The following is a 12981-nucleotide window of genomic DNA, read 5'->3' on the forward strand; positions in this document are numbered from 1 at the left end:
CGGTGTACCGCAGGATGGGTCCATGCTCACGAAGATCGTGTCCCGGGGTGGTCCGGCCGCTGGTTACCTGGTCATCCGCTTCCTCAAGTCGGTCACATTGCTGGCCGCGCTTCCGGTCAGCCTGATCTGGGGCTGGCTCATCCCGGGCGCCACCGCAGGGCTGGTGCGGCTCGCCAACAGCGAGCGGTATCGCGCGGCGAAGTACCTCGGTCTCCCGCAGGCCGAGGAGCTGCCGCCCGCGCTGCCGCGCGGCCCGGGCGACGTGGTGACGCTGTTCCGGGACGCGTCGTTCAAGCGGAGTCTGCGCTGCCTGCTGATGCCGGTCGTGATGATCCCGGAGCTGTTCGTCGCGGTGGTCTCGGTGATCGGTGCGCCGGCTGGGGTCGCGGGCATGCTGCTGTGGAAGCTTGACCCGGGCAACTTCAGCTTGATGGGTGTAGGCGTCAGCAACTGGTTCGAGGCGCTCACCCTCGGCCCGCTGCAGATCGGCGCCAGTCTGTGGTTCCTGGGACGGGTTGCCCCTGCTCTGGCTCGGGGCCATGCCAGGACGGTGCTGACGGCGCTCGCCCCGACTCAGGAGCAGTTGGCGACAGCCAAACTCGAGCAACGCGTCGAAGAGCTCACCAAGAGCAGGGCAGGTGCTGTCGACTCACACGGCGCTGAACTGCGCCGTATCGAGCGAGACCTGCACGACGGTACCCAGGCGCAGCTGGTGTCGTTGGCGATGCGGATCGGCATCGCCAAGCAGACGATGGCTAACGACCCGGAGAAGGCCGCCAAACTGCTGGACGACGCGCGTGACGGCGCGGAGCAAGCCATGACCGAGCTACGCGGCGTACTGCGGACCATGTACCCACCGATCCTTGCGGATCGCGGTCTGGCCGGAGCGGTCTCCGCACTGGCAGCCCGATGCCCGCTACCCGTTGAGCTCCGCATCGGTGAGCTGGGCGAGGTCCCCGCGGCAGTAGAGGCCGCTGCGTACTTCGTAGTCGCAGAGTCCCTCACCAACATCACCAAACACAGTGCTGCGGGACATGTCGACATACAGCTCGAGCGACGCGGCCCTGAGCTCTACCTGGCGGTCACAGACGACGGGATCGGTGGAGCACGTGTCAGTGAGCAGTACGACCTACTGGGTCGGGGGAGCGGTCTGCATGGCATGCTCCATCGCGTGCAGGCGATCGACGGTCACCTGGAGCTGAACAGTCCGATCGGCGGGCCGACTACCGTCGAGGTGATCCTTCCGTGCAGGTGATCATCCTCGAGGACAACCCGATCCTCGCCGAGGGCCTGAGCCTGCTGCTCGACAACTCCGGCTTCCAGGTCGCCGCCGTAGCCACCGACGCGGAAGAGTTCGCCAAGGCGATCGACGAGCACCACGTGGATATCGCGATCGTCGACGTACGACTGCCACCGACCTTCACCGACGAGGGCCTGCGCGCCGCGATCGAGGCCCGCCGCGTCCGGCCGGGACTGCCGGTGCTGGTGTTCTCGCAGTACGTCGAGGAGGTGTACGCCGCCGAGTTACTGGCGGCCGGCAGCGAAGGAGTCGGCTACCTCCTGAAGGACCGGGTGTCCCGCGTCGACGAGTTCCTGGAAGCGGTACGCCGGGTTGCGGCCGGAGGGACTGTGCTGGATCCGGAGGTGGTCAGCCAGCTCATGGTGAAGCGGAGCAGCCCGCTGGACCGGCTCACGCCGCGTGAACGCGAAGTACTCGCACTGATGGCCGAAGGCCTCGGCAACACGGCGATCGGGGAGAAGCTGGTCATCTCTGACGGTGCGGTGCACAAGCATGTCGGCAACGTGTTCCTGAAGCTCGACCTGCCGCCGACCGACTCCGGCCACCGCCGGGTGCTGGCCGTTCTCGCCTACCTCGGACTCTGAGCCCTTGACGAGCCTGACAACGTAGGCCACTCTCGACCTGAGAGCGCTCTCATCCACCGAACCGCCCCTAGGTGAGGAGAGTTCCGATGAAGGTCCTACTGGCCGCCGTACTCACGGCGGCTGTCCTGACTGTGCCCGCGCAGGCGTTGGCAGCACCCGAGCCGCTGGCTGTGCCCGGCCAGTCTGCCGCCATGCAACGTGACTTCGGGCTGACCGAGCAGCAGATGCGGCAGCGCCTGGCAGCCGAGACCTCGGCGGCCAAGCTGTTGCCCGCGGCCCAGAAAGCCGCCGGCGTCGCGTTCGGCGGAGCCTGGTACGACCCGGCCACCCAGAAGCTCGTCGTCGGCGTAGTTGGCTCTGAGCGTGCAGCCGCTGTACGCGCCACGGGTGCGCAAGTGGCCGCCGTACCGGTGCCGGCAAAGGCGTTGGATCAGCAGAAGGCTGCAGTCGACAAGCTGGCCGGCAAAGCGGTGCCTGCTGCGGTCAGCGGCTGGTCTGCCGATCCGCGGAGCGGCAGCGTGGTGATCAACGTCCAAGCAGGCAAGCGTTCCCAGGCCGTCGACGCGTTCGTCGCCAAGGTCGCGAAGGCCGGAGCAGTTACGGTCAAGGAGGTCGCGGCGCAGGCGCCTCGCACCTTCGCGGCCGGCACCGTCGGCGGTGACCCGTACTACGTCAGCAACATCCGCTGCTCGATCGGCTTCTCGGTGTACGGCGGGTACGTGACCGCCGGCCACTGCGGCCGCAGCGGCATCGTGCGCGGCTGGGACGGTTCGAACCAGGGTGAGTTCCGTGGCTGGTCGTTCCCCGGCAACGACTACGCCTGGGTCGCCACGGGCTATGGCTGGTGGACCGTACCGGTCGTGCTCGGCTGGGGACAGGTGAGCGACCAGCTCGTCCGCGGGTCGTGGGAAGCGCCGATCGGCTCGTCGGTGTGCCGGAGCGGTTCGACGACGCACTGGCACTGCGGCTCGATCCTGGCCAAGAACGAGACCGTGAACTACGGCAACGGCCAGCTGTTCTACGGCGCGACCAAGACCAGCGTCTGCGCCGAGGGCGGGGACTCCGGGGGGTCGTTCATCACGGGTGACCAGGCGCAGGGCGTCACGTCCGGTGGCTGGGGCAACTGCAGCAGCGGCGGCGAGACGTGGTTCCAGCCGGTCAACGAGATCCTGCAGGCGTACGGCCTGACGTTGCACACGGCATAACGCGTGTGGGATCCCCTTGCGGTGCAAGGGGATCCCACGTGATCAGCAGAGTGGTACGCCGGGGAGCTGGGCGTTCGGATCGCTGATGTAGATGTTGCTGATGAAGCCGTTCTGGTCACGCAGCTTCGACCACCAGTTGTTCGTGTAGCCCTCGGCGTTCACGGTGTCGCCCTGCTTCTGGCAGAGCACCCACACCGAGGTCGGTCCGGCCAGCGTGGTCACGACCGGCGAGCTCAGATGCGCGTCGGAGCGGACGTTCACGCCGGAGCCCCAGGTCATGTAGTTCTTGCCCGGGCCGGAGCAGCCGTTGTCGCTGGTGAGGAAGTAGGAGCCGTACGAGCCCGGGTAGGCCAGTCCGGACCCGTTGATCACGATGTTCTGACCGACACCGTTGAGCAGTTGCTCGTAGTGGATGTGCGGACCGGTGGAGTTGCCGGTGCTGCCGGTGACACCGATCTGCTGGCCCTGCGAGACCTGCTGGCCGTTGGCGACGGAGTAGGCGGACAGGTGGAAGTAGTACGTCTTCCAGCCGCCGCCGTGCTCGATGGCGATGTAGTTTCCGGCGCCGCTCGGTTGCGAGAAGCGGTACGCCGTACCACCGGCGGACGCGAGTACCGGCGTGCCGTTCGTCGTCCCGCCGTCGACGCGGATGAAGTCGAGTGCGCGGCGGACCTCACCGGAGTGGTGACTGTAGGTCCAGCGTTGGCCACACGGGAACGGGGCCTTGAAGTTCGGCGCGGCCTGCGCCTGCGTCGGCACCGCCACCAGGGTGGCGGCGCCGAGCAGGAGCGCGGCGAGTGCTGCGAGAATCCTTCTGGGCGGCATGCTGCTCAGTGTCAGACGTCAAGCAGCAACCTTCAACGGTTTCCGCCTGTAGTTAATTGTCAGGCGGATTCGTCCGGAACCGGCTCCAGTTTCGGGGCCTCGTCCTTCTTGGTGGCCAGCGAGTCGATCAGCTGCTTGGCCAGCGCGAAGCCGGAGCCGCCCATCGTGATCGTCTTCACCAGGGTGTCCTCGATGCCCTGGGCACCGTTCAGCACGACCATGTTGCCGACCTTGTCGAACGAGCTCGCCGCGGCGGTCACGATCGCCGGGTAGGCCTCGGCCAGCTGCTGCGCGACGACCGCCTCGGTGTTGGTGGCCAGCGCCTCGGCGCGCGCCTTGATACCGGCCGCTTCCGCCATCGCCTTGGCCTGTACGGCGGACGCCTCGGCCTTACCGGTCAGCTCGGTGGCCTTCGCCTGCGCCTCACCGCGCAGCTGGACCTCCCGGGCGTTCGCCTCGGCGGCCGCGATCTGCGCGTCACGGGCGGCCTGCGCCAGCGTGCGCTGCCGGTACGCCTCGGCGTCGGCCGGCTTCAGCACCGTCGACTCCAGCTGCTTCTCGGCCAGCGACGCGTTCAGCTTGGCGGTCTCCGTCTCGGCGACGACGACCTCCTGGCGGGCCAGCGCCTCGGCCAGCGGACCGGACTGCGACGCCTTCGACTTCGCCTGGTCGACCTCGGCCTGGTAACCGGCCTGGGCGATCGAGCTCTCCCGGACGGCTGCGGCCTTCTGGGCGGCGGCGGCCTGCTCGCGCTCGGTCGCCTCCCGGTCCCGCTCGGCCTGCGCGATCCGGGCCGCGGCCTCGACCGCGGCGGCCTGCGGACGGCCGAGGTTCTTGATGTAGCCGGACTCGTCGTCGATCTCCTGGATCTGCAGCGAGTCCACGACCAGGCCGAGCTTCTCCATGTCCCCGGCCAGCGAGCCGCGGATGTTGGTGGTCAGCGTCTCCCGGTCGTGCAGCATCTCCTCGACCGTGGTGGAGCCGACGATCGCCCGCAGGTGACCCGCGAACAGCTCGTGGATGGTGCCCATCACCTGCTCGTCGCTCTGCTCCAGGAACCGCCGGGCCGCGTTCGCGATCGAGCCGTAGTCGTCACCGACCTTGTACGCCGTGACGCCCTTGATGTGCAGCGGGATGCCCTGGCTGGACACGCACGTCACGGTCAGCGGCGTCGCGCGGATGTCCAGCGGCAACCGCCGTACCGTCTGGAACCCCGGGAGCACAGCGGTGCCGCGGCCGACGACGATCTTGAAACCGAGGGTCTCGTTGACCTGGTCGGTGCTCGAGTGCGCGCCGAGGCCGGAGATGATCAGCGCCTCGTTCGGCTCCGCCACCCGCCAGACCATCCGGAACAGGATCAGAAGGACGACCACCGCGACCGCCGCGATGATCAGGTACGTCCAGAGCATTTCCCCTCCAAGGGAACGAAATTAGATGGCGCGAGCGACGTACACGGTGCGGGGTGGGTCGAAGTCGACGACGACAACCTGCGTCCCCACCTCGAGCACCTCGTCGGTCGCCGGGTAAGCGTAGAAGGCCTCGGTGGCACCCCGGACCGGCAGCATCACTTCGCCGACGATCCCGGGCGCGATCCGGCCGATCACCCGCCCCCGCTTGCCTACCATGTTGCCCCTCCGACGTACCGCTGCTGCTCTGGGTTCCGCAGCTTACATCGGAGGGTCAGCCGCGTACTGCGCCTTCCGTCGCGCCCTTGATGAACTGGCGGGCGAAGATCGCGAACACGATCACCAGCGGGATCATCGCCATCAGCGCTCCGGTCATCACCATGCTGTAGTCCACGCCGTGCGAGCGGTTCAGTGTCGACAGGGCGACCTGCAGTGTCACGTGGTCGGGGTTGGTCAGCACGATCAGCGGCCACATGTAGTCGTTCCAGGAACCGACGAACGTGAAGATGCCGAGGAACGCCAGTGCCGGCCGCGCCGACGGCAGCGCGACGTGCCAGTACGTTCCGAAGAAGCCGCAGCCGTCCAGCGTCGCGGCCTCGATCAGCTCGTCGTGGATCGAGTTCTGGAAGTACTGCCGCATCCAGAAGATGCCGAACGCGTTCGCAGCGCCGGGGATGATCAGCGCCTTCAGCGAGCCGACCCAGCCCAGGATCGCCATCGTCTGGAACTGCGGTACGGCGGCAAGTTGCGCCGGCAGCAGCATGGTCGCCAGCAGGATCACGAACAACGCGTTACGCCCCGGGAACCGGAACTTGGCGAATGTGAACGCCGCGAGCGAGTCGAAGAACAGCACCAGCAACGTGGTCGAGATCGCCACCGTCGCGGTGTTCGCCATCGACGGGAAGAACGCGACGTTCTCCAGCACGTGCCGGACGTTGTCGCCGAAGTGCCCGCCGAACGTGAACTTCGGCGGGAAACGATAGATGTCCGCGGTCGTGTTCGACGCCATGATGATCGTCCACACGAACGGGAACATGAACACCAGCAGGGCCAGCACGAGGGCGGCGTGCAGCGCGAGCCCGCGCAGCCGGTACCGCGTCATCGGTCCTCACTCCGTCCACGGAAGATCCGCCAGTTGATTGCCGTGAACAACAGCACGAGGGCGAAGATGCTCAGCGCGATCGCGGCGGCGTACCCGTAGTCGTTGTCCAGGAAGGCGGCCCGGTAGAAGAACAGCACCACGGTCATCCCGCTCTGCCCGGTGCCACCGCTGTTGCCGACCATCACCTGCGGCTCGGTGAACGTCTGCAGCCCGCCGATCGTCGACATGACGACGGTGAACAGTACGACGGGACGCAGCTGCGGCAGCGTGATCGAGAAGAACGTCCGGACCGCTCCCGCCCCGTCCACCTTGGCGGCCTCGTACTGGTCCTTCGGGATCGCCTGCAGACCGGCCAGGTAGATCAGCGTGTTGTACCCGACCCACTGCCACACGATCATCGTGGAGATCGCGATCTTGATCCCCCACGGCTGCCCGAGCCAGTCCTGCTGCGGGATGCCGAGGGAGCGCAGCGCGGCGTTCACCAGACCGAAGTTCGTGCTGAAGATCGAGCTGAAGAAGATCGCCATCGCGACCAGCGACGTGACGTTCGGGATGAAGTACGCGATCCGGTAGACGTTGGTGAACCGGACCGCGGACTGCAGCATCACCGCCAGCAACAGCGCCAGTACCAGCGTCGGCACCGTCGACATCAGGAACAGTACGACGGTGTTCTCCAGCGACTGCCAGAACGTCGGGTCCTTCACCAGGAACGCGAAGTTGTCCAGGCCGGTGAACCTGCGGGCGCTCAGGCCGTCCCAGCGCTGGAACGCCAGCACGATCGTGGACAGCATCGGGTACAGCCCGAACACCGCGAACAGAACGTAGAACGGTGACAGCGCCAGGTAGAACCGCCAGTACGACCAGATCCGGCGTCGCTGACCGGTCGATGATCTGGTCAGCGGCGCGGTCCGCATCGTTGTAGCCGTCACTGCACTCCCTGGCGTTTGGCGATCGCCTTCGCCTTCGAGACGGCGGCGGACCATGCCGCGTCCGAGGTCTTGGCGCCGGTCTGCACGGTCTTGAGCTCGTCGTGGAAGGGTGCCGCGACCGAGTCGTCGTACGGGCTCTGGTACGCGACCGGGATTGCCTTCGCGGCCGGGCCGAAGATGTCGATCGGGACCTGGCCGCCGAAGAACTTGTCGGCCGCCTTGAGCTGCGGCTTGTCGTACGCCGCCGGCGTCGACGGGAAGATCTGCGCGTCGGCGAACGCCTTGGCCTCGTTGTCGGCGCTGAGCATGTACTTGATCACGTCGAACGCCTTCTGCGGGTCGGCGGCGTTCTTGGTGATCGCGAGGAACGAGCCGCCGAAGTTCGCCGCGCCGCCCGGGGTCGGCGCGAGCCGCCACTTGCCCGCGGTCTTCTTCACCGCGGACTTGATGTCGAGCGCGACCCAGGCCGCCCCGATGTGCGCGGGCACCGTGCCCTGGTCGAGGCCGGCGTTCCAGTCCGGCGAACCGCTCGGCGTCTTGCCGTCGATCTTCATCGTCATCGCCTTGACCGAGGTGTCCCAGGCCTTGCGGATGTGGTCCTGGTCGCCGATGAACTTGTTGTCCTTGGAGATGTACCGCTCGGTGCCCTGGCCGACGACCATGTCGTAGAGGTCGGTGGCGTCCCAGACCAGCAGCGCCTTCGGGTTCTTCGCCTTCAACTGGACACCGGCGGCGAAGAAGTCGTCCCAGGTCTTCAGCTGCTCGGCCACCTGCGCGGGGTCGCTCGGCAGCCCGGCCGCGGCGAAGACGTCCTCGCGGTAGAACAGCGCGGTCGGGCCGACATCGATCGGCAGACCGATGACCTTGCCGTCCAGGGTGGTGGCCTGCTTGACCTTCCACTCCAGGTAGTCGCCGAGGATCGAGTCCGCGCCGACGGTCTTCAGGTCCACGAACCGCTCGGCCTGGGGCAGCAGCGACGCGATGTCCTCGCCCTTCAGACCGGTGATGTCCGGGATCGACGTACCGCCGTTGAAGGTGGTGATCAGCTTCTGCTTGAAGTCGCCGCCGATCTCGGAGTACTTGATCTTCGGGTCCGGGAAGTGCGCGATCGTGTCGTCCAGCACCGACTTGCCGAGACCGCCCGGCCAGCACCACATGGTCAGCGTGGTGGCGGTGTTCTTCTTGGCCGTCGTCCCGGTGTTGTTCATTCCTGACGAGCAGCCGACCAGCGACCCGCCCGCTACGGCTGCGAAGCCCCCGAGCAATGTCCGACGTGAGAGCTCCATGGTTCTACCTTCCTGAGTGTGCCCATGAGTGTGCGCTGATCAGCGCCTGGAGGTGGTGGTCTTCGGGATGCCCGGTATCGAGCAGGGCCTGCCAGGCCACCAGGTCGGCCCAGCGCGGTGCGGCGTCAGCACCGCCCAGCCGGGTGACGGAGAGCGCGGCGGTGAGTGCCGCGAACCGCACCCGCTGCGCCAGCGGCAGGTCCCAGAGCGTGGCGGCGATGAAGCCGGCGGCGAACACATCACCCGCCCCGGTGGTGTCCGCCGCCGGGACCGCATAGGCAGGTACGGCGACCTGCTCGCCAGTACTCGCGTCGAGTGCGGTGGCGCCCGCAGCGCCGTTGGACACGACCACCAGCGGCACCTGCTCCGCCAAGCGGCGCATGGCCTGCTCTGGTGAGTCCGTCCGCGTGTAGTGCATGGCCTCGTCGGCGTTCGGCAGGAACACGTCGCAGTGCTGGAGCTGGTCGAGCACTGCCGGGTCCCACTGCTCGGTCGGGTCCCAGCCCACGTCTGCGAACACCACGCTGCCGGCCGCCTTCGCCTTCGCCAGCCACTCGTTCGGCCAGGATCCGATGTGGGCGGCGACGGCTCGAGCAGCCGGCGGCGTGGTGATCAGCTCGTCGGCCGACAGCAGGGGAGGGGTACCCCGGGTGACCAGTGCCCTGTCGTTGTCGTAGGCAAGGGCCACGGTGAGGGGCGTCTGCCAGCCGGCGAGTTTTCGGGAGAGTGTCAGATCGATGCCCTCGGCGCTCAGGTACGTCCAGACGCGGTCACCGGCGGCGTCCGCCCCGAAGGCCGCGGCCATGCCGGTCCGCAGATCGAGCCGGGCGAGTGCGACCGCGAAGTTCGCGATACCGCCCGGGCTCTCGTGCGACTCGGTGGCCCAGACCTCGGTGCCCGGACGCGGCGCAGAGGGCAGGCCGAGCACCAGGTCCTCAAATACCAGACCGGACACGACGACATCTAGGACGGGAACGTCCAGCTCGTGCATGCTCAGCACACTCCTGCAGGGTCGATCAAACTCGTGCATGAATCTTGAAACTCTTGCTCAGGATCCGCAAGAGCTGATCACAAATTTGACTGATAATGACGGAGTTTGCGTGATACGGTCTCTCTGTGTTGCCGAAGCAGCGTCAGGATCAGATCGTCCGCGCGCTCCGGGCCGATGGGGCCGGGGGCGTCAAGGTGCTGGCCGGGAAGCTCGGCGTCAGCGAGGCCACCATCCGGCGCGACCTCGAGCAGCTGCACGCAGAGGGTCGTCTGACCCGCGTGTACGGCGGTGCGCTCGCGGTCGACGGCGGTGACGAGCCGTTCGCCGACGTCAACGCCGTCCATGCCGAGGAGAAGGACCGCATCGCGCGGCGTGCGGCCGAGCTGATCGCCGACGGCGAATCGGTGCTGCTCGACATCGGTACGACGGCACTCCGGGTCGCGCAGCACCTGCACGGCCGCTCGTTGACCGTGGTGACCAGCAACCTCGCCGTACTGGAGGAGTTGCAGAACGACGAGCAGATCGAGCTGATCGTGCTGGGCGGGTTCGTCCGGCGAAGCTACCGGTCGCTGGTCGGCTACCTGACCGAGGAAAGCCTGCGGCAGATCCACGTCGACTGGCTGTTCCTGGGGACCAGCGGGGTCCGGCCGGACGGCCGGGTCATGGACAGCACGATGATCGAGGTGCCGGTCAAGCGGGCGATGATCAACGCCGCCGACCGGGTGGTCCTGCTCGCCGATCGGACGAAGTTCCCGGGGCACGGCGTCGCCCGGGTGTGCGAGCCGGGAGAGCTCTCCATGGTCGTCACCGAACCCGACTCCGACGCGGCAACGCGTGCCCAACTGACCGAAGCAGGAGTAGAGGTGGTGCTGGCGTGAAGCTGACGATCCTGGGTGGGGGCGGCTTCCGGGTTCCGCTCGTGTACCACGCGTTGCTCGGCGATCGTGGAGCCGGACGGATCACGTCCGTCGTTCTCTATGACACCGATCCATCGCGCCTGTCCGCCATCGCCGCGGTGCTGCGTCAGCAGGCGGCAGGCCTCGGCCACTCCGATGTCGACGCGGCCCCGCTCGACCCGCCGGTCGTGACCGCGACCACGGACCTCGACGAGGCGTTGCGTGGTGCCGACTTCATCTTCTCCGCGATCCGCGTGGGCGGCCTCGAGGGACGGACCGTCGACGAACGGGTCGCCCTCGACCTCGGCGTACTGGGGCAGGAGACGGTTGGCGCCGGCGGGATCGCCTACGGGCTGCGGACACTCCCGGTCGCCGTACAGATCGCCCAGCGGATCGCGGCGGTCGCTCCGGAAGCGTGGACCATCAACTTCACCAACCCGGCCGGCATGGTGACGGAGGCGATGATTCCGTACCTGGGCGACCGGGTGATCGGCATCTGCGACTCCCCGTCCGGTCTGGGTCGCCGGGCGGCGCTGGCGCTCGGCGTCGACCCGTCTACTGCGTTCTACGACTACGCCGGTCTCAACCACCTCGGCTGGCTTCGGGGCCTGCGGTCCGGTGGAGCGGACCGCTTGCCGGAGCTGCTGCAGTCGACTGACGCGTTGGCCTCCTTCGAGGAGGGCCGGCTGTTCGGTGTGGACTGGCTGCGGTCGCTGGGGTCCATTCCGAACGAGTACCTGCACTACTACTACTTCGCCCGCGAGACGCTGGCCGCCGTACAGGGGGTGCGGCAGACGCGTGGCACGTTCCTCCTGGAGCAGCAGTCCGCGTTCTACGCCGAGACTGGGCAGCACCCCGAGCAGGCGTTCGAGCTCTGGCAGAAGACCCGGGCCGAGCGCGAGTCGACGTACATGGTGGAAAGCCGTGAGGTCGCCGACGCGGGGGAGCGGGACGAGCGCGACATGGCGGCCGGTGGGTACGAGCAGGTCGCGCTCTCGCTGATGCGGGCGATCGCACACAACGAGCGGGCCTCGCTGATCCTCAACGTCCGCAACCGCGGCGTACTACGCCACCTCGACGACGACGCCGTCGTGGAGATCCCCTGCACCGTGGACGCCAACGGGGCACTGCCGGTGACCGTGTCGCAACTGACCGACCACCAGGCCGGTCTGGTCAGTGCTGTGAAGGCCGTCGAGCGCGCGACGATCGAGGCCGCCACCACTGCCTCCCGGGCCACCGCCGTGAAGGCCTTCGCCTACCACCCGCTCGTAGACTCCGTGACGGTCGCCCGCAGCCTCCTGGACACGTACGTCGAGCAGCTCCCGAACTTGGCCTACCTGCGCCCCTGAGGCGAATTGGTTGGGCAGCGTGGTTTCTGGCACAATGGCCTGCTGAGTCCGTCCAGGTTTCGTGCAGCCCTCTAACTCCACTGCCCGGCCGGCCCATCGAGCTTGTCACTGCGTTGTCCCCACGACGCGTCGTGCAGTTCATCAAGACAGTAATTCCAAGGGAGACCCCACAAACGTGGCAGTCAAGATCCGTTTGAAGCGCATCGGCAAGAAGCGCACCCCGCACTACCGCATCGTCGTGATGGACGCCCGCGCCAAGCGGGACGGCCGCGCGATCGAGGAGATCGGGATCTACAACCCGAAGACCGAGCCCTCGTTCATCCGCGTCGAGTCGGAGCGGGCGCAGTACTGGCTGGGCGTCGGCGCGCAGCCGAGCGAGGCCGTCGAGGCGCTCTTCAAGGCCACCGGCGACTGGCAGAAGTTCAAGGGCCTGGACGCCCCGGCGCCGCTGCGGGTGGCCGAGCCGAAGCGGGACAAGCAGGAGATCTTCAACGAGGCGCTGGCCGAGGCCCACGGCTCGCTGAAGACCGAGGCGGTCACCGCCAAGAAGACCGCGAAGAAGGCTGAGAAGAAGGACGAGGCCGCCGAGGCGCCCAAGGCCGACGAGGCTCCGAAGGCTGACAAGGCGGAGGACGCGAAGGCTGAGGCCAAGGCCGACGAGCCGAAGGCCGACGAGGCTGCGGCCGAGACCACCGAGGCCTGACGATGATGGAGACCGAGGCGCTCGAGCACCTGGTCCGAGGCATCGTGGACAACCCCGACGACGTCAGCGTCCGGGCCCGGAACCTGCGGCGTGGCCGCACCCTCGAGGTGCACGTCCACCCCGACGACATCGGCAAGGTGATCGGCCGTAACGGCCGCACCGCCACCGCGATCCGCACCGTCGTCGGCGCCCTCAGCACCGAGTCCTCGCTACGCATCGACTTCGTCGACGAGTTCAACAAGCGCCCCCGGCGCTGACCTGACTCACGCAAAGGCCGCGTTCCCCTCGGGAACGCGGCCTTTGTGCTGACCGCACGCCTGGTTCCGAACTCGGAGACAGCGCTCCGGATCCGGCCACGCACTGTACGTGTGGGTGACGCGACGCTCAGCGCCCAGCCGGCGACCC

Annotated in this window: 14 protein-coding genes; 7 read left to right on the top strand and 7 right to left on the bottom strand. The window is 67.7% G+C overall.

What is annotated here, in order from left to right:
• Positions 1–22: 22 nt before the first annotated feature.
• The 3 genes from EV647_RS36475 to EV647_RS36485 all read left to right on the top strand — a co-directional run bounded on the left by EV647_RS36475 (position 23) and on the right by EV647_RS36485 (position 3089).
• Positions 23–1255 carry a histidine kinase gene (locus EV647_RS36475; RefSeq protein ID WP_134011253.1) on the top strand — a complete coding sequence of 411 codons (1233 nt, stop codon included), beginning with the start codon at positions 23–25 and terminating at the stop codon, positions 1253–1255.
• On the top strand, positions 1246–1884 hold the full coding sequence (locus EV647_RS36480; RefSeq protein WP_134011255.1) for a response regulator transcription factor: 639 nt from the start codon (positions 1246–1248) through the stop codon (positions 1882–1884). Before EV647_RS36475 ends, EV647_RS36480 begins: the two co-directional genes overlap by 10 nt.
• An 86-nt stretch (positions 1885–1970) precedes the next feature.
• Positions 1971–3089: an alpha-lytic protease prodomain-containing protein gene (locus EV647_RS36485; RefSeq protein ID WP_134011256.1), complete on the top strand. Its 1119-nt coding sequence runs from the start codon at positions 1971–1973 to the stop codon at positions 3087–3089.
• A 42-nt stretch (positions 3090–3131) separates the two neighbouring features.
• On the opposite strand, the gene EV647_RS36490 is transcribed toward EV647_RS36485, so the two are convergent.
• From EV647_RS36490 to EV647_RS36520, 7 genes are read right to left on the bottom strand one after another with little or no spacing between them, the layout of a single operon-like run.
• Positions 3132–3914, bottom strand: coding sequence for a M23 family metallopeptidase (locus EV647_RS36490; RefSeq protein ID WP_134011257.1), 783 nt, complete (start codon positions 3912–3914; stop codon positions 3132–3134).
• 59 nt (positions 3915–3973) lie between these two features.
• Positions 3974–5323 carry a flotillin family protein gene (locus EV647_RS36495; RefSeq protein WP_134011258.1) on the bottom strand — a complete coding sequence of 450 codons (1350 nt, stop codon included), beginning with the start codon at positions 5321–5323 and terminating at the stop codon, positions 3974–3976.
• Between the two features lie 21 nt (positions 5324–5344).
• Complete coding sequence (locus EV647_RS36500) at positions 5345–5539, bottom strand: hypothetical protein (RefSeq protein WP_130387656.1); 195 nt, start codon at positions 5537–5539, stop codon at positions 5345–5347.
• Between the two features lie 55 nt (positions 5540–5594).
• Complete coding sequence (locus tag EV647_RS36505) at positions 5595–6422, bottom strand: carbohydrate ABC transporter permease (RefSeq protein WP_134011260.1); 828 nt, start codon at positions 6420–6422, stop codon at positions 5595–5597.
• Complete coding sequence (locus EV647_RS36510) at positions 6419–7336, bottom strand: carbohydrate ABC transporter permease (RefSeq protein ID WP_134011528.1); 918 nt, start codon at positions 7334–7336, stop codon at positions 6419–6421. The genes EV647_RS36505 and EV647_RS36510 overlap by 4 nt, the downstream gene beginning before the upstream one ends.
• A gap of 11 nt (positions 7337–7347) precedes the next feature.
• Positions 7348–8637, bottom strand: a complete 1290-nt coding sequence (locus EV647_RS36515) for an ABC transporter substrate-binding protein (protein ID WP_134011262.1) — start codon at positions 8635–8637, stop codon at positions 7348–7350.
• Positions 8638–8641: 4 nt separating this feature from the next.
• Complete coding sequence (locus tag EV647_RS36520; RefSeq protein WP_134011264.1) at positions 8642–9628, bottom strand: carbohydrate kinase family protein; 987 nt, start codon at positions 9626–9628, stop codon at positions 8642–8644.
• Positions 9629–9753: 125 nt separating this feature from the next.
• Between EV647_RS36520 and EV647_RS36525 the strand changes: the two genes are divergently transcribed.
• The 4 genes from EV647_RS36525 to EV647_RS36540 all read left to right on the top strand — a co-directional run bounded on the left by EV647_RS36525 (position 9754) and on the right by EV647_RS36540 (position 12833).
• Positions 9754–10506 (top strand): DeoR/GlpR family DNA-binding transcription regulator, encoded by a 753-nt coding sequence (locus EV647_RS36525; protein WP_134011266.1) that lies wholly within the window; start codon positions 9754–9756, stop codon positions 10504–10506.
• Entirely contained in the window at positions 10503–11873 is a 1371-nt protein-coding gene (locus EV647_RS36530; RefSeq protein WP_134011268.1) for a 6-phospho-beta-glucosidase, read from the top strand. Before EV647_RS36525 ends, EV647_RS36530 begins: the two co-directional genes overlap by 4 nt.
• Before the next feature lie 175 nt (positions 11874–12048).
• Positions 12049–12576 carry a 30S ribosomal protein S16 gene (gene rpsP, locus EV647_RS36535; RefSeq protein WP_134011278.1) on the top strand — a complete coding sequence of 176 codons (528 nt, stop codon included), beginning with the start codon at positions 12049–12051 and terminating at the stop codon, positions 12574–12576.
• A gap of 5 nt (positions 12577–12581) precedes the next feature.
• Positions 12582–12833 carry an RNA-binding protein gene (locus EV647_RS36540; RefSeq protein WP_134011530.1) on the top strand — a complete coding sequence of 84 codons (252 nt, stop codon included), beginning with the start codon at positions 12582–12584 and terminating at the stop codon, positions 12831–12833.
• The last annotated feature ends 148 nt before the right edge of the window (positions 12834–12981 follow it).

It is taken from the genome of Kribbella sp. VKM Ac-2566, from assembly GCF_004366005.1.
Classification (GTDB): Bacteria; Actinomycetota; Actinomycetes; order Propionibacteriales; family Kribbellaceae; genus Kribbella; species Kribbella pratensis.

Coding starts and splice junctions, on each gene's coding strand:
- EV647_RS36475 (WP_134011253.1), top strand. CDS start 23: ATGCTCACGAAGATCGTGTCCCGGGGTGGTCCGGCCGCTGGTTACCTG.
- EV647_RS36485 (WP_134011256.1), top strand. CDS start 1,971: ATGAAGGTCCTACTGGCCGCCGTACTCACGGCGGCTGTCCTGACTGTG.
- EV647_RS36490 (WP_134011257.1), bottom strand. CDS start 3,914: ATGCCGCCCAGAAGGATTCTCGCAGCACTCGCCGCGCTCCTGCTCGGC.
- EV647_RS36495 (WP_134011258.1), bottom strand. CDS start 5,323: ATGCTCTGGACGTACCTGATCATCGCGGCGGTCGCGGTGGTCGTCCTT.
- EV647_RS36500 (WP_130387656.1), bottom strand. CDS start 5,539: ATGGTAGGCAAGCGGGGGCGGGTGATCGGCCGGATCGCGCCCGGGATC.
- EV647_RS36505 (WP_134011260.1), bottom strand. CDS start 6,422: ATGACGCGGTACCGGCTGCGCGGGCTCGCGCTGCACGCCGCCCTCGTG.
- EV647_RS36510 (WP_134011528.1), bottom strand. CDS start 7,336: ATGCGGACCGCGCCGCTGACCAGATCATCGACCGGTCAGCGACGCCGG.
- EV647_RS36515 (WP_134011262.1), bottom strand. CDS start 8,637: ATGGAGCTCTCACGTCGGACATTGCTCGGGGGCTTCGCAGCCGTAGCG.
- EV647_RS36520 (WP_134011264.1), bottom strand. CDS start 9,628: ATGCACGAGCTGGACGTTCCCGTCCTAGATGTCGTCGTGTCCGGTCTG.
- EV647_RS36540 (WP_134011530.1), top strand. CDS start 12,582: ATGGAGACCGAGGCGCTCGAGCACCTGGTCCGAGGCATCGTGGACAAC.